Origin of the sequence: Burkholderia seminalis (genome assembly GCF_001718535.1) — a bacterium.
GTDB lineage: Bacteria > Pseudomonadota > Gammaproteobacteria > Burkholderiales > Burkholderiaceae > Burkholderia > Burkholderia seminalis.
In genome coordinates this window covers 545,181-564,675 of sequence record NZ_CP013400.1, presented here as the reverse complement: position 1 = coordinate 564,675, position 19,495 = coordinate 545,181, and the positions used below count along the sequence as shown (strand labels likewise).

Below are 19,495 nucleotides of genomic sequence, written 5' to 3'. Positions count from 1 at the left end.
CGCGGCGCGGGCGAGACGCTCAGAACGCCGTGAGGAGGCCCGCGACGATCGAGCTGGCGGTGGCGCCCGGCCTGGCGACCGCGACGCCGCCACCCGCCGCGCCGTTGACGACGAAGCGCGCATGCGCGCCGTTGCGCACCATCGCGGCGCCCGTGTACAGCACCGTGCGCTTCGACAGCGGATAGTCGAACCGGATGCCGTACGAATCGGCGTTGCCGTCGCTGTCCGCGACCTTCCGGTAATGGCCGACGCTCAACAGCAGCGACGCGCGCCCGATCGGCACCGTCGCGCTCAGCTCCATGATGTCGCTGTGCGGATACGCGCTCTGGCTGTCGATCGCGGCCGCGACGTCGGGGCCGCCGCGATGGCGCAGGTACAGCGCGGCGACCTTCACGACGTTGAAGTCGTACGAAATCGCGCCGAGCGTGTAGTTGCCGTTCGCGGCCGGGCTGGTGTCGCCGAGCGCGGAGGCCGCCACGGGGCTGAACTTCTGCTGCATGTAGTCGACGTCGACCGACAGGCCGCCGCGCACGTAGTTGATGCCCGCGCCATACGTGTCGCCGAGCGTCGCCGGCTGCCCGGCCGCGCCGTTGGTGCCGCGCGCGGCCATCGCGCGCAGCATGAAGCCCGCGTAGCGCGGCGACGTGTAGCGCATCGCGTTGCGCACGCGCAGGAACGCGGGGCCGACGAAATTGTTGGTCGCGTTGCCCCACGCGAGCCCCGCGCCGAGGCCCGGCAGGCTGTACGTGACGAGCGTCGTATGCAGGATCGTGTAAAGCTCGCCGAACTGCACGCCGCCGAACGGCCCCGTGATGCCGACCCACGCTTCGCGGCCGAACAGCGCGCTGCCGTTCGACAGCGCGCCGCTGCCCGCGTTGAAACCGTCCTCGAGCTTGAAGATCGTCGCGTAGCCGCCGCCGAGATCCTCGACGCCCTTCAGCCCCCACTGCGACGCCCACAAGTTGCCGCTGCCCATGCGCGCCACATGGTTCGGCCCGGCATTCGCGTATTCGACCGCGGTATCGATGCGGCCGTAGAGCGTCACGCTCGATTGCGCGGCTGCCGGCAGCGCGGCGCAGGCGAGCAGCGCGGCAAGCGGTACGGCAAGCCGGTCGGCCCGCCCGTTCGGTTGGTTCATCTTCGTCGTCCCGTAGAAGTGCCGGCGTCGGTCGGCGCCGCGCCGCGTGGTGTGATGCGCGTTCGCCGCCAACGGCCAACGCTGCCGATCAAAAACGGGCCGAGTCTAGAAACGACAATTTCGGATGTCGACGCAATGCGCGCCATAACGCTTATAGATGCGCCGCATGATGCGCGCGCGCCCCGCCGCACGCGTGCCGCGCGGCGGCCCGTGAGCACGGCCTCGGTGTTTTCTTTATCCGGGTCGGTAAATGTCCGTGTGGCGCCGCTGTCACTCCGCCTATGGCAGCCGAATTTGGCCGACTACGCTGCGTCTCCGATCGTGTCACCCGCACGCTTTCGCGCCGCGACGGCGCCCGGCCCGCAAGGCCGCTGCCGCGCTTTTCCACCGCCCGCTCCTGGAGAATCCGCATGTCCGCATCCCCGGCCCGCGCTGCCGACGGCAAGCGCTATACGTACGAATGGTATGTCGTCGTCATCTGCATGCTCGCGTACGTCTTTTCGTTCGTCGACCGCCAGGTCCTCGTGCTGATGATCGAGCCGATCAAGCGCGACCTGCACCTGTCCGACACGCAGTTCAGCCTGCTCAACGGCTTCGCGTTCTCGCTGTTCTACGCGGTGATGGGGCTGCCCGTCGCGTATCTCGCCGATCGTTACGCGCGCCCGCGCATCATCTCGCTCGGCATCGCGCTGTGGAGCGTCGCGACGGCCGCATGCGGGCTCAGCCAGCAGTTCGTGCAGATGTTCGTCGCGCGGATGGGCGTGGGCGTCGGCGAGGCCGCGCTGTCGCCCGGCGCGTATTCGATGCTCGCCGACTACTTCCCGAAGGAGAAGCTCGGGCGCGCGATCGCCGTGTATTCGCTCGGCTCGTTCATCGGCGGCGGCGTCGCGTTCCTGATCGGCGGCTACGTGATCGCGCTGCTCAAGCATGCGAGCGCGTTCACGCTGCCCGTCGTCGGGCAGGTGCATGCATGGCAGGTCACGTTCCTGATCGTCGGGCTGCCGGGGATCCTCGTCGCGCTGCTGTTCGCCGCGACCGTGCGCGACCCGCAGCGCAAGGGGCTCGCGCAGGATCGCTCGGGCGCCGTGCGGCGCGTGTCGATGCGCGACTCGCTGCGCTTCGTCGGCACGCATCGGGCGACCTTCTCGTGCCACTACCTCGGTTTCTCGTTCTATGCGATGACGCTGTACTGCCTGCTGAGCTGGACGCCCGCGTTCTATATCCGCCGCTTCGGGATGACGGCCGTCGAAGCCGGCTACACGCTCGGCATCGTGCTGCTGGTCGCGAACACGGCCGGCGTGTTCTGCGGCGGCTGGCTCAACGACTGGCTGCTGCGGCGCGGCCGTGCCGATGCGCCGATGCGCGCGGGCGCGCTCGGCGCCGCCTGCATGGTGATTCCCGCCACGCTGTTCACGCAGCTCGACAGCCTGCCGGCGTCGCTGGCCATGCTCGTCGTCGCGATGTTCTTCGCGTCGTTCCCGATGCCGACGTCGACCGCCGCGATGCAGACGCTCGCGCCGAACCAGATGCGCGCGCAGATCTCCGCGCTGTTCCTGCTCGTGTCGAACCTGATCGCGCTCGGGATCGGCACGACCGTCGTCGCGCTGTTCACCGATCGGGTGTTCGGCGCGCCGGCCGCGGTCGGCCATTCGATGTCGATCGTCAACGTCGCGGCGGCCACGCTCGCGGCGTTGCTGCTCACCGCCGGCTGCCGGCACTATCGCCGCAGCCTCGATCGCGAACGCGGCCAGGCAGCGGCGCCGCCGCCGCCGGCAGCCGATGCGGGCGACGCGATCGCCGTGCGGTGAGCGCCATCGCGCCAACCGACCATTATCCGCCCCACTGATTAGGACATTGCTTTTTAATCGATTTGATTTGTGCGACGCCCGTCCCTATTCTCGATCGCATGACGGCGCGGTGCCTGCCGCGCCGCGCTCCTCCCACCCCACGGAATTTTCCATGCAAGCGAACCGCCACCAGGTCCGGATCGACGCGCTGATCGACGCGGCGCAGGACATCCGCTGTTTCCGGGTTTCGCGCGTCGACGGCCAGCCGTTCGACGCGTACGAACCGGGCGCCCATATCGACGTCACCGCGCCGTCCGGCATCACGCGGCAATACTCGCTGTGCGGCGACCCCGACGAGCGCGGCAGCTACCTGTTCGCGGTGAAGAAGGAAGCGCGGTCGCGCGGCGGCTCGCGTTCGCTGCACGACGACGTGGCCGTCGGCGCCGAGCTGTCGATCGGCGCGCCGCGCAACCTGTTTCGCCTGACGGACGACGCGAGCGAGCACGTGCTGATCGCGGCCGGCATCGGCATCACGCCGCTGCTGTCGATGGCGTACGCGCTGCACAAGCGCGGCGCGCGCTACCAGTTGCATTACTTCGCGCGCAGCCGCGAGCACGCGGCCTTTGTCGACGCGCTGTCGGCCGAGCCGTTCGCGCCGCACGTGACGTTCCACTACGGTGTCGAGCCCGATACGCTCGCGGCCGAACTCGGCCGCTGCGTCGCGCCGATCGATGCTCGCGCGCATGTCTACACGTGCGGCCCGGGGCCGTTCATGGACGCGGTCGTCGCGGCGGCCGCGACGCGCGTGCCCGACGATTCGATCCATCTCGAACGTTTCGCGGCGGAACCCGTCGCCGCCGAGGCGGGCAAGACCGGCGCCGATCCCGGTCCGGTCGACGGCTTCGAGGTACGGCTGCAACGCAGCGGACAATCGGTGCGCGTGACGCCCGACACGTCGATCGTCGACGCGCTCGCGCGCATCGGCATCGAAGTCGATACGTCATGCGGCGAAGGCGTGTGCGGCACCTGCATGGTGCCCGTCCTCGACGGCGAGCCCGATCATCGCGACCACTGCCTCAGCAAGGCCGAACGCGCGAGCAACACGGTGATCTGCTGCTGCGTGTCGCGCGCGCGCTCGGCGGTGCTGGTGCTCGATCTCTGAGATTCGACGCGCGCGTCGCGGCCGTCATGCGTCGTCGAAACGCTCGACGATCTCGGCGAGCAGCGCACGCATCCATGCGTTGCCCTCGTCCTCGTGGAAATGCTCGTGCCAGTGCATCGTCACCGGTGCGGGCGGCAGCATGACGGGCAGGTCATAGAGGCGGAACGCGTTGTCGCGGTTCAGGATCTGCGCGAGCCGCCTCGGCAGCGTCGCATAGAGATCGGTGACCGACAGCACGCTCGGCAGCGCGACGAAGTGCGGGACTTCCAGCGCGATGTTGCGGCCCACGCCCTGCGCGCGCAATGCGTCGTCGAGCGCGTGATGGCTGTGTTCGACCGACTTCACGTTGACGTGCGCGGCGCGCACGAACGGCTCGAGACCCAGCGCGGCGCCGGCCGGCAACCCGCGCCGGCGGCCCGTCATGCACACGTAGGTTTCCTCGAACAGCACCTGGTGACGCGTGCGCGGCATCAGCTCCGGCAGGTTGCCGATCGCGAAATCCAGCCGGCTCGCCCGCAACGCTTCCTCGATCTCCTCCACCGGCAGCGGCTGCACGCTCAGCGTCACGCGCGGCGCGCGCTCGCGCAGCGCCCGGCAGATCGCCGGCAGGTACGCCATCTCGCCCGCATCCGACAGCGACAGCCGGAACGTGCGCGTGCTGGTGGCCGGATCGAAACGCTCCGCGTAGCGCAGCGCCACGCGCACCATGTCGAGCGCCTTGCCGACGATGCCGGCCAGCTCCAGCGCGACCGGCGTCGGCTGCATGCCCGAGCGCGTGCGCACGAACAGCGGATCGTCGAACAGCGTGCGCAGCCGGCCGAGCGAATAGCTGACGGCCGGCTGCGACAGCGCAAGCCGCTCGCCGGCCTTCGTCAGGCTGCGCTCCTCGACGATCGCCTGGAATACGCGCAACAGGTTCAGATCGAGATGATCGACCGACGTCATTGTAGCCTCCATCATTTGCCGCATTTATTGAACGGCCAATTTTAGATCAATTTGACGGATATGTAGCGGAAGACGAGACTGGGTACTCGATGCCGCGCGCGACGCGGCCCGATTTCGCAGCTCTTTCCCCACGACGACGATGAGCGACATTGCCTACCAGACGATCGACACCCGTGCGCTGCACGGTCTCGTGCAACCCGACCGCATCGCGCCCGCGATGTATCACGACCCCGCGCTGTTCGAAGCCGAGCTCGACCGCATCTTCTACCGCACCTGGATCTGGGTCGCGCACGAGAGCGAGCTGCCGAACCCCGGCGACTTCATCACGACGACGATCGGCCGCCAGCCGGTAATCGTCGTGCGCGACAGGACGGGCGAAATCAACGTGCTGCAGAACCGCTGCCGCCATCGCGGCGCGACCGTGTGCGAAGCGCACAAGGGCAACGCGAAAGGCTTCACGTGCCCGTATCACAGCTGGTCGTACGCACTCGACGGCACGCTGCGCGCGCTGCCGTACGGCGACGGCTACGAAGGCGTGTGCGAGAAAGGCGACCTGCCGCTCGTGAAGCTGCGCGTCGGCGTGTACCAGGGGCTGATCTTCGCGAGCTTCAACGACGCCGTCGAACCGCTCGAGGATTTCCTCGGCGGCGCGAAGCCGTGGATCGACCTGTTCATGAAACAGGGCGCCGGCTACCCGATCAAGGCGAACGGCGAGCACAAGTTCAAGTTCAAGGGCAACTGGAAGATCCAGCTCGAGAACACCACCGATCTCTACCACTTTCCGGTCGTGCACAAGTCGTGGATGAAGTCGATCGACGACGAGACGGCCGCCGCGATCACGAGCTTCATGACGAGCGAGGACGCGTTCTGCCGCGGGCTCGGCAACGGCCACAGCCTCGCGGTGCTGATGCCCGAGCTGATCGATCTAGACGAAGACGACGGCGCGCCGCTGCCCGAGCGCTTCGCGCCGCTCGCGGCCACGCTCGCCGAACGTCACGCGCCGGACGAGGTGCGCCGCATCGTGCGCTCGCTGATGGGCGTCGGCTTCAACCTGAACCTGTTCCCGAACCTCGCGCTGTCGATGGCGTTCTTCCGCGTGCTGCGGCCGATCTCCGTGAACGAAACCGAGATTCGCCACGTCGCGCTCGCGATGGACGGCGGCCCCGACGAAGCGAACCGCGAGCGGTTGCGGATTCACGAGCACTTCCAGGGCCCGTTCGGGTTCGGCAGCCCCGACGACGCGGAAGCGTGGGAGCGCGTGCAGCGCGGCGCGCATGCGGGCCCCGACGTGCCGATCCTCGTGAACCGCGGGCTGAACCGCGAAACGACCGCCGCGAACGGCGAAAAGACCGCCCATGCGACCGACGAGACCGGCATGCGCGAGGCCTACCAGCAATGGCGCAAGATGATGGAGCAACGATGATGGACGACCGCAACGCCCTCTTTTCCGAGCAGACCTTCGCCCGCGCGGTCGAATTCGTGTGGCGCGAAGCCGAGATGCTCGACCGCCGCGACTACCGCGCCTGGCTCGACCTGTGGGAGCCCGCCGGCCACTACGTGGTGCCGATCGACCCCGATGCGACCGATTTCGCGGCGACGCTGAACTACGTGTTCGACGACCACGACATGCGCGAGAAGCGCGTGCAGCGGATGGTGTCCGGCTATTCGGCCTCGGCGACCGACGCGGCGCGCACGGTGCGCACCGTGTCGCGCTTCACGCTGGAAAGCGGCGGCGCCGACACCGTCGCGCTGAAATCGGCGCAGGTCGTCGTCGCGTACAAGCGCGGCGCCGCGACGCTGTTCGCGGCCGACGTCACGCACACGCTGCACGTCGATGCCGAAGGCGAGATGCGGATCGCGGAGAAGGTCGTGCGCCTGATCGACTCGACCGAAGCACTCAGCGCGATCGGCTTCCTGCTGTAAGCCGCGGCCGGTTCACCGCTGCAAGTGCAAAGGTGAGCCGGCAACCTTCACCTTTCCGGACCACCATGCCCACACTCGAAGTTTTCCTGCCGGCCGGCCATGACGACGCACGCAAGGCCGAGCTGATCGCGCGGCTGACCGGTGCGACCGTCGACGCGATCGGCGCACCGGCCGAATCCGTGCGCGTGCTGCTCACCGAGCTGCCCGCGACGCATGTCGGCCTCGGCGGCCGCAGTGCCGCGGACGGCGCGCCGCCATCGTTGCCGGTGATCGTCGCGATCCTGATCGCCGGCCGCACCGACGCACGGAAACGCGCGCTGATCGCCGCGCTGTCCGACGCGGGCGCGAGCGTGCTCGACACGCCGCTTCAAGCCACGCGCGTGATCATCAAGGACATTCCGGCCACCGACTTCGGCATCGGCGGCCAGACCGCGCGGGCGCTGGGACGATGAGCGCGCGCCGCGCGCCGCTGCCCGGCCGCGACGCGACGCGGCGGCTACGCGGGTGCACCGGCGAGCGGCAACGTCACGCGGCAGTCGAGCCCGCCGCCGCCGGCCGGGCTCGCGGCGATCCGCCCGCCGTGACGCGTGACGATGCTCTTGCACAGCGACAACCCGATGCCGTTGCCGCCGGCTTTCGACGACGAGAAGCCGGCGAACAACCGGTCGTGCGCACCTTCCGCGATGCCGGGACCGTTGTCGATCGCGCGCAGCTCCGCATGCCCGGCGAGGTTTGCCGTCGCGAGCGTCAGCGTACGCGGCAGGCGCTCGCAGCCGGCGAACGCCTCGATCGCGTTGAACGCGAGATTCAGGATCACCTGCCCGATCAGCACGCGCTCGCAGCGGATCGGCAGCGGCACGTCGGCCTGCACGAGCACGACCGTCACGCCGGCTTCCTTCGCGCGCAGCTCGATGAAGTAAGCGACATCGGCAAGGATGTCGCGCAGGTCGGCGACCGCGACGACCGGCTCGCGCTTCACGATGAATTCGCGCACGCTCTTGATGATCAGCGCCGCGTGCTCGGCTTGCCGGTCCGCGCTGCGCAGCCCCCAGATCGCGTCCTCGACGGCGCCGTTGCCGTTCAGCCGCCGCACCGCGCCCTCGATGAAGTTGCGCACGGCCGCGAGCGGCTGGCTCAGCTCGTGCGCGATCACGCTCGCCATCTCCCCCATCGCGTTGTAGCGGCCCGCGTATTCGAGCATCCGCGCCTCCGCACGCCGCGCGTCCTCGATCGCGACTTCGTCGCTCACGTCGCGGAACTGCACGAGCAGCCCGTCGAGATCGCCTTCGATCTCGACCTGCCGGCACAGGATGCGCAGCCAGCACGGCGAGCCGTCGCGCCGCACGATCCGGTAGCGCTGCGGCGCGGACGGGTACGCCGACGGCGCATCGCGCAGTTGTGCGACGAGCCGGTCGCGATCGGCCGCGGAACAGTAGTCGAGCACCGCGCCGAGCGGTTCGTCGGGCGCGAGCCCGAGCACGCGGCGGCCCGATTCGCTGATGAACTGCACGCCGCCGTGCGGCGTCACGACCGCGATGCCTTCGTCGAGATCCTGCATGAACTCGCGCAGCCGCGCCTCGTAGCGGCGCAACTGCCGGCGAACCGCCTCTTCCGCGCTGATGTCGCGGAACTGCACCATCACGACGTCGCGCCCGCGCAGCGGCACGTAGGTGGCGGTGGCCTCGGACAGCATGTCGACGCCCGTACGCGAGCGATAGCACCACTCGTACACCTGCGGCCCGTCGACGAGCGCACGATCCCAGGCACTCACCGCGATCTCGCGCTGGTATTTCGGCTCGGGCCGCGTCATGTCCGGCGCCTTCAGCGGCAGCAACTCCTCGACGGAGAAACCGAGCGCGATGCACGCGGCGCGATTCGCCCACACGATCGCCTTCGTCCGCGCGTCGTGCAGCAGCACGCAGGTCGTCAGCGCGTCGAGCAGCCGGTGGAAATCGTCGTCGTCGGGGAAACTCATGATCGGATCCGGATGAAGGCGCGCGGCATCGCGCGGCCGGAAATCCAACATAGCACCGGCGCGCGCCGATCGCACCTGAAGATTTCTTTAGGCCGGCCCGGAACGTCACCAGTCGCACGGCCCAACGCACCAATTGCTGCGTGTTTTCGGCGTTTCTAGACTGGCTGCATCGTCGTGCCGCAGGTCCAGCCTCGCACGGCACGCATGCCATCCGCATCCGAACCCTTGTCCGCCCAGGAGACAACCATGCCGCAAGCCGCCCTCGCCATCGAACCCGCGTCGTCCTCGCCGTCCGTGGCAGGTTCCGTGGCCGCGCCGTTGTCGCCGCTCGACGCGGTGATCGAGACCGTCGCCGCGCGCCGTGAAGAATTCGACCGTCTGTCGCACGTGCCGCGCGACGTGATCGCGCTGTTCAAGCAGGCCGGCATCTATCGCGCGGGCACGCCGCGTCGCTTCGGCGGCGACGCGCTCGCGCCGACCGCGTTCCTCGACATGATCGAGCGCATCGCGACGGCCGACGGCTCGGCCGCGTGGGTCGCGAGCTTCGGCTCCGCGAACGTCTATCTCGCGGCGCTGCCGCTCGAGACGCAGGCCGAGCTGTACGCGAGCGGTCCCGACCAGGTGTTCGCGGGCGGCCTGTTCCCGGTGCAGCCGGCGCAGGCCGCGCCGGGCGGCTGGCGCGTGAACGGCACGTGGAAATTCGCGAGCGGCTGCAAGGGCGCCGACTGGCTCGGTGTCGGCATCGCCGTGCCGGGCGCACAGGACGCCGCACCGAACAAGCCGCGCACGGCCGTGTTCCGCGCGGCCGACGTCGAGATCGTCGAGAACTGGAACGTGGTCGGCATGCAGGGCACCGGCAGCCACGACCTGCGCATCGACGACCGCTTCGTGCCGGAAGCGTGGACCTTCGTACGCGGCGGCGAACCGACCGTCGACGAGCCGCTGTACCGCTACCCGACCGTCGCGTACGCGGCGCAGGTGCTGGCCGTCGTCAACCTCGGCCTCGCGCGCGCGGCGCTCGACGTCGTGAACCGGATGTCGGGCGGCCGGCAAACGACGACCGGCGCACCGCGTCTCGCCGATCGCGCGTACTACCGCATCGAGCTCGCGAAGGCCGAGGCGCAACTGCGCTCGGCGCGCGCGTTTTTTTACGACGCGACCGACACCGTGTGGCGATCGATCCTCGCCGGCAATCCGGTGACGCCCGAGCAGGTCAGCCTGCTGCGGCTCGCGGCCACGCAGATCGCACGCGAAGGCGCGAGCGTCGTCGAACGCGCGTACCGCCTCGGCGGCACGGCGGCGATCTATCGCACGCATCCGCTGCAGCGGCTGCTGCGCGACGCGATGGTCGTCACGCAGCACGCGTTTCTCGGCGAAGGCAACTTCGACGGCGCGGGTGCGGTGTTCACCGGCGTGACGCCGTTTCCCGGCTATCTGTGACCCGTGTCGACCGAAGCCGTTCCTGAACACGCATGATCGCCGGCCGATTCATGCGCCCCATCGATTCCTCTGGAGAGCCCGATATGTCCGACCCGAATCCGCTGCCGCTGCGCGTCCTGTTCTGCTGCGGCGTGTCGCAGAACTTCTTCGACCTGCCGCGCGAGAAGATCGGCGAAGTGTGGCAGGCGTACGGTGCGATGCTCGCGGCCGTCGAAGCGATGCCCGGCGTGCGCGTGCTCGGCGTGATGGACGACGACCGCCTCGTGGTCGGCCAGGCCGACGGCGCGCCGTGGACGTTCTACATCATGGCCGACGTCGCCGATTTCGACACGACGGTCGCCGTATGCAACCTGTATCGCACGACGCCCGTCGGCGAATACAACCTGTGGCGCTACGGCAAGATCGAGGCGCGCGTCGGCCGCGCGCTGACCGTGCCGCCGGCCGCGAAGCCCGCGGCGTGAGGCGCGCGATGAGCGACCTGCCGCCGGACCCGATCGATGCGCTCGTGCAGCGCCTGGCCGCGCTCGACGCCGAGCGCGCGGTGCGCGCGACGCTCACGCGCTACATGGCGCTGTGCGACGTGCCCGAGGATGCCGGCGACGGCCCGTCGCTCGCCGAACTGTTCACCGCCGACGCCGTGTGGGAAGGCATCGGCCCGCACTACGCGCGCAAGTTCGGCCGCCTCGAAGGCACCGCCGCGATCGTCGCGATGCTGGGCCGCTACCTGCCGCCCGACCCGCATTTCGCGGCGAACCTGCACTTCCTGACGTCGGAGTCGATCGAGATCGGCGCCGGCAACACGCGCGCGCGCGGCCGCTGGATCATGCTGCAGGCGTCGCGTTATGCGGACGGTTCGGCCGAGCTAATCGCCGCGCGGCTGACCGTCGATTTCGCGCCGGCGGCCAGCGGCTCCGCGTGGCTGATCCGTCATTTCCGCACCGAACGCGTACTCGACGGCCCGTGGCCGCTCGCCGCCGCGCCACGGTCCTGATCCATTCCACCGCTTTCGCGCGATACCGACCATGACAGGCTTCATCGACACCTTCACGCTGGGCGGCCCCGGCCCCACGATCGCGATCAAGGACACGATCGACATCGCGGGCCATCCGACCCGCGCGGCCAGCCGCGCGCTCGCCGACGCGCCGCCGGCCGCACATCACGCGGACGTGGTCCGCCTGCTGCTCGACGCCGGCTGGCAGATTGCCGGCAAGGCGAACATGCACGAGCTCGCGTTCGGCATGACCGGCATCAACGACTACACGGGCACGCCCGTCAATCCGCAAGATGCGACGCGCATTCCCGGCGGCTCGTCGAGCGGGTCCGCGTCGCTCGTCGGGCTCGGCGCCGTCGACGCGGCGCTCGGCACCGACACCGGCGGCTCGATCCGGGGGCCGGCCGCGTGCTGCGGCGTGGCCGGCCTGAAGCCGACGTTCGGCCGCGTATCGCGCCGCGGCGTCGCGCCCGCCGACACGACGCTCGATTGCGTCGGGCCGTTTGCGCGCGATATCCGCACGCTGGCCGCGGTGATGGCCGCGATCGCACCGGGCTTCGATCGTGCACAAGCCGCGGCATCCGTGGCAGGCTTTACCGTCGCGCACGTCACGGTCGAAGCCGATCCGGCCATCGCGGCCGCGCTCGATGCGGCCGTTCGCGCCGCGGGCCTGCACGCGCACGCCGTCGTGCTCGACGACATGTCGGCCGCGTTCGCGGCGGGGCTCACCGTCATCAACGCGGAAACGTCGCGCGCGTTCGGTCATCTGGTCGCGACGGGCCGGCTCGGCGCCGATCTCGACGCGCGCCTGAGCACGGCCGCGACGACGACACCGGCCGCGCTCGCCGAAGCCGAAATCGTCCGCGCACGCTTCACCGCGCAGGTCGATGCCGCGCTCGAGCACGCCGACGTGCTGGTGCTGCCGACGCTGCCCGCGCTGCCGATCACGCTGCAGCAGGCACGCGACGGCGTGTCGGTCATCGCGATGTCGTCGCTGATCCGGCCGTTCAACCTGAGCGGCCATCCGGCGCTCAGCCTGCCGCTGCCGCTCGCCGGTTCGCCGCTGAAGGCCGGCCTGCAGATCGTCGGGCGCAAGGGCGCGGACGAACAGGTCTGCGCGATCGCGGCGCACTTCGAAGCGGCCCTCGCCGCATGAACCACGATACGGGCGCCGCTTCCACCGGCATGCGCCCGCGAACCAGGGAACCACGCACCATGTCAGATCGAGTCGTCCTCGTCACCGGCGCCGCGCGCGGGCTCGGCGCCGTCATCGCCGAGCGCTTCCATGCAGCCGGCTACCGCGTCGCACTGGCCGATATCGCCGCCGACGCCGTTCGCGCGCATGCACGCGACCTCGACCCGAGCGGCGCCCGCGCGATCGCGCTGCCGCTCGACGTCACGTCGAAACGCGATTTCGAAGCCGCGCGCGATGCGCTCGTCGCACGCTGGGGCGCGATCGACGTGCTCGTCAACAATGCGGGCGCCTCGAAGGTCGTGCCGGCCATGGAGATCACGGCCGAGCAGTTCGACCAGGTGATCGACGTGAACCTGCGCAGCGTGCTGTTCGGCTGCCAGGTGTTCGGCCAGTACTTCGCGGCGCGCGGCGCGGGCCGCATCGTCAACATCGCGTCGCTCGCCGGACAGAACGGCGGCTCGGCGACGGGCGCGCACTATGCGGCCGCGAAAGGCGGCACGCTGACGCTGACCAAGGTGTTCGCGCGCGACCTCGCCGCGCAGGGCGTGACCGTCAACGCGATCTCGCCGGGCCCGCTCGACCTGCCGATCGTGTATGAGAGCGTCGCGCCGGAGAAGCTGCGCCAGGTGCTCGCGAGCCTGCCGGGCGGCAAGCTCGGGTCGGCCGGTTTCGTGGCGGATGCCGCCGTGCTGCTCGCGTCGGGCGACGCGCACTTCGCCAACGGGGCGTGCTGGGACATCAACGGCGGGTTGTACATGCGCTGAGCGCGGCAGGCAGGCCTTATCGCGACGACTCCCCGCCGTCGCCCCACACGACCATCACGTCGCGCACAAGCGCGGCGATCGACGTCGCGCCGAGCTTCTCCTTGATGCTCGCGCGATGCACGTCGACGGTCTTCACGCTGATCGACAGGTCCGACGCGATCTGCTTGCTGCCCTTGCCGTCCACGACGCCGCGCAGCACTTCCTTCTCCCGCGCGGTCAGCGCATCCAGCCGCTGGCGCAGCTCGCGGTGGCGCTGGCTCACCGCGTGCCGCTGCTGCGCGAGCCGCAGCGCGCGCTGCACGCGTTCGAGCATCTGCTGCGAGTTGTACGGCTTCTCGACGAAATCGATCGCGCCGTTCTGCAGCGCGCGCACCGACATCGGAATGTCGCCGTGCCCGCTGACGAAGATCACCGGCAACGTCGCGCCGCGCGCATTCAGTTCGGCCTGCACGTCGAAGCCGCTTTTCTCGGGCATCCGCACGTCGAGCACCAGGCACGCGGGCAGGTTCGCGTCGAAGCGCGCGAGAAACTCGCCCGCGTTCGCGAACCCTTCGGACGCAATGCCGACCGATTCGAGCAACCACGCGAGCGACGTCCGCATGCCGCCGTCGTCGTCGACGATGTATACGATCGGTGCGGGTGACGTCGTCATCGCGGGTGTCTCGCTGAATATCGGTATGGGTGTCGCACGCGCCGCGCGACAGGCCGGTGGCCGGCGGGTCGCGCGCGTCGTTCGCTGGGGGTGTGCGGCACATCATAACGAGCCGAAAACCCGCTGAATACCCTTTTGCGTGCCGCAGGTCCGCCCAATCGCGCTTTTTTCGCGCGGCGCGGCGCGCATCTAGGTAGAACCTTTAGATGCGTTGGCGGGAACGCCATGTCCATCGTCAATCGTGCGAATGGTCGCCCGCATTTTCGCGACGTACGCTTGGATCATCGTCGGCGATCCGGCGCTGCCTCGACAGCGTGACGCGATCGCCGCCTTCGTCCAACAGGAGCACCCATGTCTTCCACGACCGATATCCCGCGACCGGCACGCGTCGAACCGACCGACACGCAGAAGGCCTTCCGCCAGGCGATGGCCCACCTCGGCGCGGCCGTCAACGTGATCACCACCGCCGGGCCGCACGGCCGCTGCGGGATCACCGCGAGCGCCGTGTGCTCCGTCACCGATACGCCGCCGACGCTGCTCGTGTGCCTGAACCGGTCGAGCGCGATGCACGCGACCTTCGAGCGCAACCGCCACGTCTGCATCAACGTGCTGCCGGCCGAGCACGAGCTTCTCGCGCGGCATTTCGCGGGGCTCACCGACCTGCCGATGGCGCAGCGTTTCGAACTGCCCGTGTGGGATCGGGGCGAGCAGGACGTGCCCGTGCTGCGCGACGCGCTCGCCAGCCTGCAGGGCACGATCGCCGACATGAAGGAAGTCGGCTCGCATTCGGTGATGTTCATCGAGGCGACGTCGATCCGCGTGCGCGACGACGGCGACAGCCTCATCTACTTCAGCCGCGCGTTTCATCGCGTCTCGCGCACCGCGTACGTGCGGTGACGTTCGCGTGATTATGCGGGCGTCCGCAACGCGCGCTGGGCGGCCGCAAGCGCCGCGCCCGCGAACAGCGTCAGCGCCGAATACACGAGCCCGCGCGCGAGCCCCGCGCTGTCCGACACCCAGCCGATCGCGACCGGCCCAGCGATCTGGCCGAATGCGAAGACCGTCGTGAACGCGCTGATCCCCTTCGCCCAGCCGTCGGGCGGCAGGTTGTGCCGCACGAACGCCGTCGTCGACGCGACGGCCGACAGGAACGTCGCGCCGAACAGCACGCCCGACGCGAACGCGGCGGCCGGATGCACGAACATCGCGGGCATCAGCGTCGCGATGCCGAGCAGCGCGTTGAGCACCGCGAGCGCCTGCCCGCCGCGCATCCGGTCGAGCAGCCCCGACCACAGCCGCGCCGACACGACGGTCGCGACGCCGAGCATCACGTAGAACGCGGCGACCACCGTGCCGCTCATGCCCGCGCCGCGCAGCAGCGCGACGATGAACGTCATGTAGCCGATGTAGCCGACGCCGAACAGGCCGTAGCCGGCCAGCGCGAGTCCGAAACGGGCCGCGCGCGCGGTTGCCGCCGGTGCCGTGCCGTCGCGCGGCCTCGCCGGTGCCGCGTGTGCGCGCTCGATGCGATGCGCGGCCGCGATGGCCACCGCCGAGAACAGCGCGCAGGCGAGCGCGAGCGCGAACCACGCGGCCTGCCAGCCGTGCACGCCATGCGTGAGCGTGGCCGGCACGAGCAGCGACGACGCAACGATGCCCCATCCCGTACCGCCGTAATAGAGGCCGAGCAGCAGCCCCGCATCGCGCGGCGACGCCGACGCGAGCCGCGCGGCCAGCACGCCGCCGCTGATGAAGATCAGCGCGCTGCCGATACCCGTTGCGAGCCGCTGCACGAGCAGCGCGTGCATGCCGGACGTGAGCCCGCAGGTCGCCATCAGCACCACGGTCAACGCGCAGCCGGCCGCCAGCAGCGTGCCCGCGCGCCAGCGCCGCGACAGCAGCGGAAACGCCAGCGCGCCGACCAGGTAGCCGGCCGCGTTCGCGGTATTCAGCGCGCCGGCCTGCGCGAAGGTCCAGCCGAGATCGGCCTTCATCGGCGGCAGCAGCAGCGCATACGAAAAGCGTGCGAGGCCGAGCGCGATCGCGCTGCCGAGCGACAGGCCGATCGCGAGCCGCCACGCGGCCATGCGGTCGGGATCGGTGGTGCCGGCGGCCGGCTGCGTCGGGCCGGCGCGCTCCGGTTGCGGCGCTGCACGCATCGGGTCGTCTCCATCGTTGTGATGCCGTCCTGACGACGGCGCACGCGGCCGCGGCCGTCGCGCAAGATCGTCAGATGGTGCCAGAAAACCGGAGGCGTCGCCGCACGCGGGCCTGCGCGCAATATGCGCGTGATACGCGTGCGCGATCGTCTTTCATGAATCACGCAATGCGAAATAATCGACGCCATTGCACGTCGAATTATAAAAAAACGGCCGAATGCATTAATCGAACGAAATCCCGATAATTGGAAAATCAGGTCGGTCCCGTTATTCGATTTATCGGTCTCCTTTTCCCGTCGACCTCGAGAAAATGCCGGTGTTTAGCACGCTTTGGCTAAAAAAGACGCAATGCATTGCATTAAAAAAATCGTCAGACTAATATCGACGCCACTTGTCCGGCATTCACGAAATGCCGAACGAGGAGCGGCAAGATTTTCTACCGCACTTTCATGTTGAATCACTCATGTTCACCACAGGAGAATTGACATGCAGGACACCCAGCAGATCGAATTGCTTGACTGGATGCAGGAAGACACGCACCCCGAGGCCGTCGACATGATGGTCGAGGACGCCGTGGTGCCGTTCGGCACCGCGCTCTGGCCGGTCTGAGCGGGCCACCCGTTCTCGCGGAAGGGCCTCGGCCCTTCCGCCGCTTCCGGAGATACGCATGCTGAACCTGCACCGCGCGCTCGGGTTTCACCCCGCGCTGCGCGACAAGCTGGCGCGCGGCGAGTCGGGAAAACTGCTGGTCGGCCATGACACCCGCAACCGCGACATCGCGTTGCGCGCGTTTTCCGCCCTGCCTGATTCGCTCGACGCCACGACCCTCTGCCTCGAAAGCACCCCGCCCGCCGACATCGCCGCCGCGCTCAATGACGCCGACCTGTTCGTGCTGCTGTACGACTCGTCGTGCCTGCCGACACCCTCGCCGAGCGGGCCGCCGTTCCTCGCCGCGATCCGCCCCGCGATCGTCGAGCACTGGAGCAAGTCGGTCTTGTTCAAGGATTACGGCCCGCATCTCGACGAAGCCTTCGCCGAATCGCTCGACGACATCGCCGCACGCAACGGCCGGTTGATCGACGCGGCCGCACGCGCGTCACGGATCCGCTTCATCGACGAAGCCGGCAACACGCTGACGGGCTCGCTCGCACCGGACCAGAAATGGACGAGCGTCGACGGCATGGGCAACCTCGACGTCGTGCCCGGCGAGATCGCGACGCACGTGACCGACCTGAACGGCTCGGTCGTGTTCAGCGGCACGTTTCTCGGCACCGTGCCGTTCGCGATCAAGTACAAGGTGGCCGAGCGGCTCGCGACGCTGCGGGTCGAGAACAGCACGATCGTCGATTTCGACACCGACGATGCCGGCTTTCGACGCGATTTCACGACCTATCTCGACCGGCACGCGAACCACCGGCGCATCGAGGAATTCGGCATCGGCACGAACCTCGGCATCCGCGGGCTGTACGGCCGCAACGCCGGGTTCGAGGAACGCCATCCGGGCCTGCATCTCGGGCTCGGCGGCGGCGAAAACGGCAGCCATCACCTCGACCTGATCTTCGCGCGCGGCACGCTCGCGCTCGACGAACGGATCGTGTTCGACGGCGCGTTCGCCGTCTGACGACGGGGCGGCTTGCGGGCTCAGGCTTCGGCGGCGGGCGTGTCGCCGAGCCACTTGAACATCACGAGGCAATCGACGAAGCCGAGCCGCGCGTGGCGGTACGCGCGCGGCAGGCGGCCGACGATCTCGAATCCCAGCTTCCGCCACAGCGCGACCGCGACCTCGTTCGTCGCGACCACCGAGTTGAACTGCATCGCAAGGAAACCGCGCTCGCGCGCGACCTGCTGCGAGTGTTCGCACATCAGGCGCGCGACGCCGCGGCCGCGCGCGGCCTCGCTCACCATGTAGCCGCAGTTGCTCACGTGCTTGCCGGGGCCGGCCGCGTTCGCCTTCAGGTAGTACGAGCCGAGCACCACGCCGTCCTCCTCGGCGATCCACGTGCAAAGCGGCGCGTCGAGCCACAGCACGCGCGCCACTTCCCGTGTCGGCGCGGGATCGAATGCATAGGTTTCCTGAGCGGCGACGATGGCGCGATAGGTCGGCCAGAAGCGCGGGAAATCGTCGTCGGTCATCGGGCGAATCGTGATCATGCGGGTTCTCTCGTGAGGGGGATGTCGGCAGGCAAGCGGTCGATCGTACCGCGATTCATCGGCGGTCGCCGGCCCGCCGCGCCGCACTGCGATACGCGCCCGGCGGCACGCCGTACCAGCGCTTGAACGCCTGCGAAAAACTCGACAGGTCGCTGAAGCCGAGCCGCTCGGCCACCTCCGCGAGCGACAGCCGCGCATCGCCGAGCAATGTCTCGGCCATCGCGCCGCGCGCCTGCGCGAGCAGCGTGCGAAACGTCGTGCCCTCCTCCTGCAGCCGGCGCTTGAGCGTGCGCGGGCTCGTGTTCATCAGCCGCGCCATGTCCTCGAGCGAGAACGGCGCACCGCCGGCCGTCGAGCCCAGGTACTGGCGCACCATCTCCGACGTGCCCACGCGCGCGCGCCGCGCTTCGACGAGTTGCCCGCACATCTGCTCGCACATCGACACCGTCAGCGGATTCGCATGCGGCAACGGCCGGTCGAGAAACGCGCGGTCGAACGCGAGGCTGTTCGCGCGCGCCGAGAAGGCCGGCTCGATGCCGGCGATGCGCGGCGCGACGAGCGACGGCGAACGCGCGGCCTGCAGCGTGAAGCGCGACAACGCGAAATCGCCGCTGGCGATTTCCTGCAGCAGCACGGCAGCAGCCGTCATGTCGCGCTCGACGAGGAACCGGCTCAGGTCGCCGTCGAGTTCCGGCGCGCCGAAGTTGAGCACGCCCGTATCGGGCGCCTCGCGGTACGTGATGACGGTGTATGCATACGTGAGCGGCAGGAAGCGCATCGCCAGCGCGAGCGCGTCGCGCCCGGTCGCGCTCGCGATCAGCCCGTAGCCCCACACGCCGTACGCGGAGAAGTGATAGCGCAGGCCGACCTCGAAGCCGAGGCCCTGCGCGCGGCCGAGCGCGCGCAGCAGGTTGCCGGTCAGCCGCAGCTCCTGTGCGGCCGTCACCTCGACCTTCGGATCGTCGAGCTGCGCATCCGCCAGGCCGGTACCGGCCAGCAGCGTCGCGTGCGGCACGCCGCGTTCGTCGCCGAAATCGACCAGCAGCCGGGCGCTGGCCGGACTCCGGGTGAAATCCCAGAAGCTCATGCGGAGAAACCCTCGAAGCGCCGATTTGGCCCAAATACTAAAACAATTGTCCCCAAGCAGCATTGGTGTTTCCCCGTGCGGCCCGCACCATCGGCGTCATCCAGTCGTCACCCGAACGACGCCATC

The 19,495-nt window shown here is 69.3% G+C and carries 20 protein-coding genes; 13 read left to right on the top strand and 7 right to left on the bottom strand.

What is annotated here, in order from left to right:
• Positions 1 to 19: 19 nt before the first annotated feature.
• Positions 20 to 1,138, bottom strand: coding sequence for a porin (locus WJ12_RS23245; RefSeq protein ID WP_069246037.1), 1,119 nt, complete (start codon positions 1,136 to 1,138; stop codon positions 20 to 22).
• A gap of 410 nt (positions 1,139 to 1,548) precedes the next feature.
• Between WJ12_RS23245 and WJ12_RS23240 the strand changes: the two genes are divergently transcribed.
• On the top strand, positions 1,549 to 2,946 hold the full coding sequence (locus tag WJ12_RS23240; protein ID WP_069245843.1) for a spinster family MFS transporter: 1,398 nt from the start codon (positions 1,549 to 1,551) through the stop codon (positions 2,944 to 2,946).
• A 151-nt stretch (positions 2,947 to 3,097) separates the two neighbouring features.
• Positions 3,098 to 4,087, top strand: coding sequence for a PDR/VanB family oxidoreductase (locus tag WJ12_RS23235; RefSeq protein ID WP_034188307.1), 990 nt, complete (start codon positions 3,098 to 3,100; stop codon positions 4,085 to 4,087).
• A 24-nt stretch (positions 4,088 to 4,111) separates the two neighbouring features.
• Here WJ12_RS23235 and WJ12_RS23230 read toward each other — a convergent pair whose 3' ends face one another.
• A complete protein-coding gene (locus tag WJ12_RS23230; protein ID WP_049030804.1) occupies positions 4,112 to 5,032 on the bottom strand; it encodes a LysR family transcriptional regulator in 921 nt (306 codons plus the stop codon).
• A gap of 139 nt (positions 5,033 to 5,171) precedes the next feature.
• On the opposite strand from WJ12_RS23230, the gene WJ12_RS23225 reads away from it, so the two are divergent.
• The 3 genes from WJ12_RS23225 (at position 5,172) to WJ12_RS23215 (ending at position 7,407) form a co-directional block, all read left to right on the top strand.
• On the top strand, positions 5,172 to 6,455 hold the full coding sequence (locus tag WJ12_RS23225) for an aromatic ring-hydroxylating oxygenase subunit alpha (protein WP_069245842.1): 1,284 nt from the start codon (positions 5,172 to 5,174) through the stop codon (positions 6,453 to 6,455).
• A complete protein-coding gene (locus WJ12_RS23220; protein WP_049030802.1) occupies positions 6,452 to 6,955 on the top strand; it encodes an aromatic-ring-hydroxylating dioxygenase subunit beta in 504 nt (167 codons plus the stop codon). Before WJ12_RS23225 ends, WJ12_RS23220 begins: the two co-directional genes overlap by 4 nt.
• 65 nt (positions 6,956 to 7,020) lie before the next feature.
• Positions 7,021 to 7,407, top strand: a complete 387-nt coding sequence (locus tag WJ12_RS23215; RefSeq protein WP_069245841.1) for a tautomerase family protein — start codon at positions 7,021 to 7,023, stop codon at positions 7,405 to 7,407.
• Positions 7,408 to 7,451: 44 nt separating this feature from the next.
• Here WJ12_RS23215 and WJ12_RS23210 read toward each other — a convergent pair whose 3' ends face one another.
• The gene (locus tag WJ12_RS23210; RefSeq protein WP_226103880.1) at positions 7,452 to 8,981 is read right to left on the bottom strand and encodes a sensor histidine kinase; all 1,530 of its coding nucleotides are present in this window, start codon (positions 8,979 to 8,981) and stop codon (positions 7,452 to 7,454) included.
• Positions 8,982 to 9,176: 195 nt separating this feature from the next.
• Here WJ12_RS23210 and WJ12_RS23205 point away from each other — a divergent pair, with 195 nt between their 5' ends.
• The 5 genes from WJ12_RS23205 (at position 9,177) to WJ12_RS23185 (ending at position 13,320) form a co-directional block, all read left to right on the top strand.
• Positions 9,177 to 10,370, top strand: a complete 1,194-nt coding sequence (locus WJ12_RS23205; protein WP_069245839.1) for an acyl-CoA dehydrogenase family protein — start codon at positions 9,177 to 9,179, stop codon at positions 10,368 to 10,370.
• Between the two features lie 83 nt (positions 10,371 to 10,453).
• Entirely contained in the window at positions 10,454 to 10,831 is a 378-nt protein-coding gene (locus WJ12_RS23200) for a hypothetical protein (RefSeq protein ID WP_034188314.1), read from the top strand.
• Between the two features lie 8 nt (positions 10,832 to 10,839).
• The gene (locus tag WJ12_RS23195; RefSeq protein WP_034188590.1) at positions 10,840 to 11,361 is read left to right on the top strand and encodes a nuclear transport factor 2 family protein; all 522 of its coding nucleotides are present in this window, start codon (positions 10,840 to 10,842) and stop codon (positions 11,359 to 11,361) included.
• A 31-nt stretch (positions 11,362 to 11,392) separates the two neighbouring features.
• Positions 11,393 to 12,517 carry an amidase gene (locus WJ12_RS23190; protein WP_059559623.1) on the top strand — a complete coding sequence of 375 codons (1,125 nt, stop codon included), beginning with the start codon at positions 11,393 to 11,395 and terminating at the stop codon, positions 12,515 to 12,517.
• Between the two features lie 59 nt (positions 12,518 to 12,576).
• Positions 12,577 to 13,320 (top strand): SDR family NAD(P)-dependent oxidoreductase, encoded by a 744-nt coding sequence (locus WJ12_RS23185; RefSeq protein ID WP_059559625.1) that lies wholly within the window; start codon positions 12,577 to 12,579, stop codon positions 13,318 to 13,320.
• A 16-nt stretch (positions 13,321 to 13,336) separates the two neighbouring features.
• Here WJ12_RS23185 and WJ12_RS23180 read toward each other — a convergent pair whose 3' ends face one another.
• Entirely contained in the window at positions 13,337 to 13,972 is a 636-nt protein-coding gene (locus tag WJ12_RS23180) for a response regulator transcription factor (RefSeq protein ID WP_059559628.1), read from the bottom strand.
• Positions 13,973 to 14,323: 351 nt separating this feature from the next.
• Here WJ12_RS23180 and hpaC point away from each other — a divergent pair, with 351 nt between their 5' ends.
• Positions 14,324 to 14,869 (top strand): 4-hydroxyphenylacetate 3-monooxygenase, reductase component, encoded by a 546-nt coding sequence (gene hpaC / locus WJ12_RS23175; RefSeq protein WP_034188318.1) that lies wholly within the window; start codon positions 14,324 to 14,326, stop codon positions 14,867 to 14,869.
• 11 nt (positions 14,870 to 14,880) lie between these two features.
• On the opposite strand, the gene WJ12_RS23170 is transcribed toward hpaC, so the two are convergent.
• On the bottom strand, positions 14,881 to 16,131 hold the full coding sequence (locus WJ12_RS23170; protein ID WP_034188319.1) for a YbfB/YjiJ family MFS transporter: 1,251 nt from the start codon (positions 16,129 to 16,131) through the stop codon (positions 14,881 to 14,883).
• Between the two features lie 486 nt (positions 16,132 to 16,617).
• Here WJ12_RS23170 and WJ12_RS37055 point away from each other — a divergent pair, with 486 nt between their 5' ends.
• Together WJ12_RS37055 and WJ12_RS23165 are read left to right on the top strand one after the other, a co-directional pair.
• On the top strand, positions 16,618 to 16,740 hold the full coding sequence (locus WJ12_RS37055; protein WP_006766865.1) for a hypothetical protein: 123 nt from the start codon (positions 16,618 to 16,620) through the stop codon (positions 16,738 to 16,740).
• A 58-nt stretch (positions 16,741 to 16,798) separates the two neighbouring features.
• Positions 16,799 to 17,752, top strand: coding sequence for a CgnE/CgnB domain-containing protein (locus tag WJ12_RS23165; RefSeq protein WP_049033179.1), 954 nt, complete (start codon positions 16,799 to 16,801; stop codon positions 17,750 to 17,752).
• A gap of 20 nt (positions 17,753 to 17,772) precedes the next feature.
• Here WJ12_RS23165 and WJ12_RS23160 read toward each other — a convergent pair whose 3' ends face one another.
• Together WJ12_RS23160 and WJ12_RS23155 are read right to left on the bottom strand one after the other, a co-directional pair.
• On the bottom strand, positions 17,773 to 18,282 hold the full coding sequence (locus tag WJ12_RS23160; protein WP_059559631.1) for a GNAT family N-acetyltransferase: 510 nt from the start codon (positions 18,280 to 18,282) through the stop codon (positions 17,773 to 17,775).
• 55 nt (positions 18,283 to 18,337) lie between these two features.
• Positions 18,338 to 19,369: an AraC family transcriptional regulator gene (locus tag WJ12_RS23155; RefSeq protein ID WP_049033181.1), complete on the bottom strand. Its 1,032-nt coding sequence runs from the start codon at positions 19,367 to 19,369 to the stop codon at positions 18,338 to 18,340.
• Positions 19,370 to 19,495 lie beyond the last annotated feature (126 nt).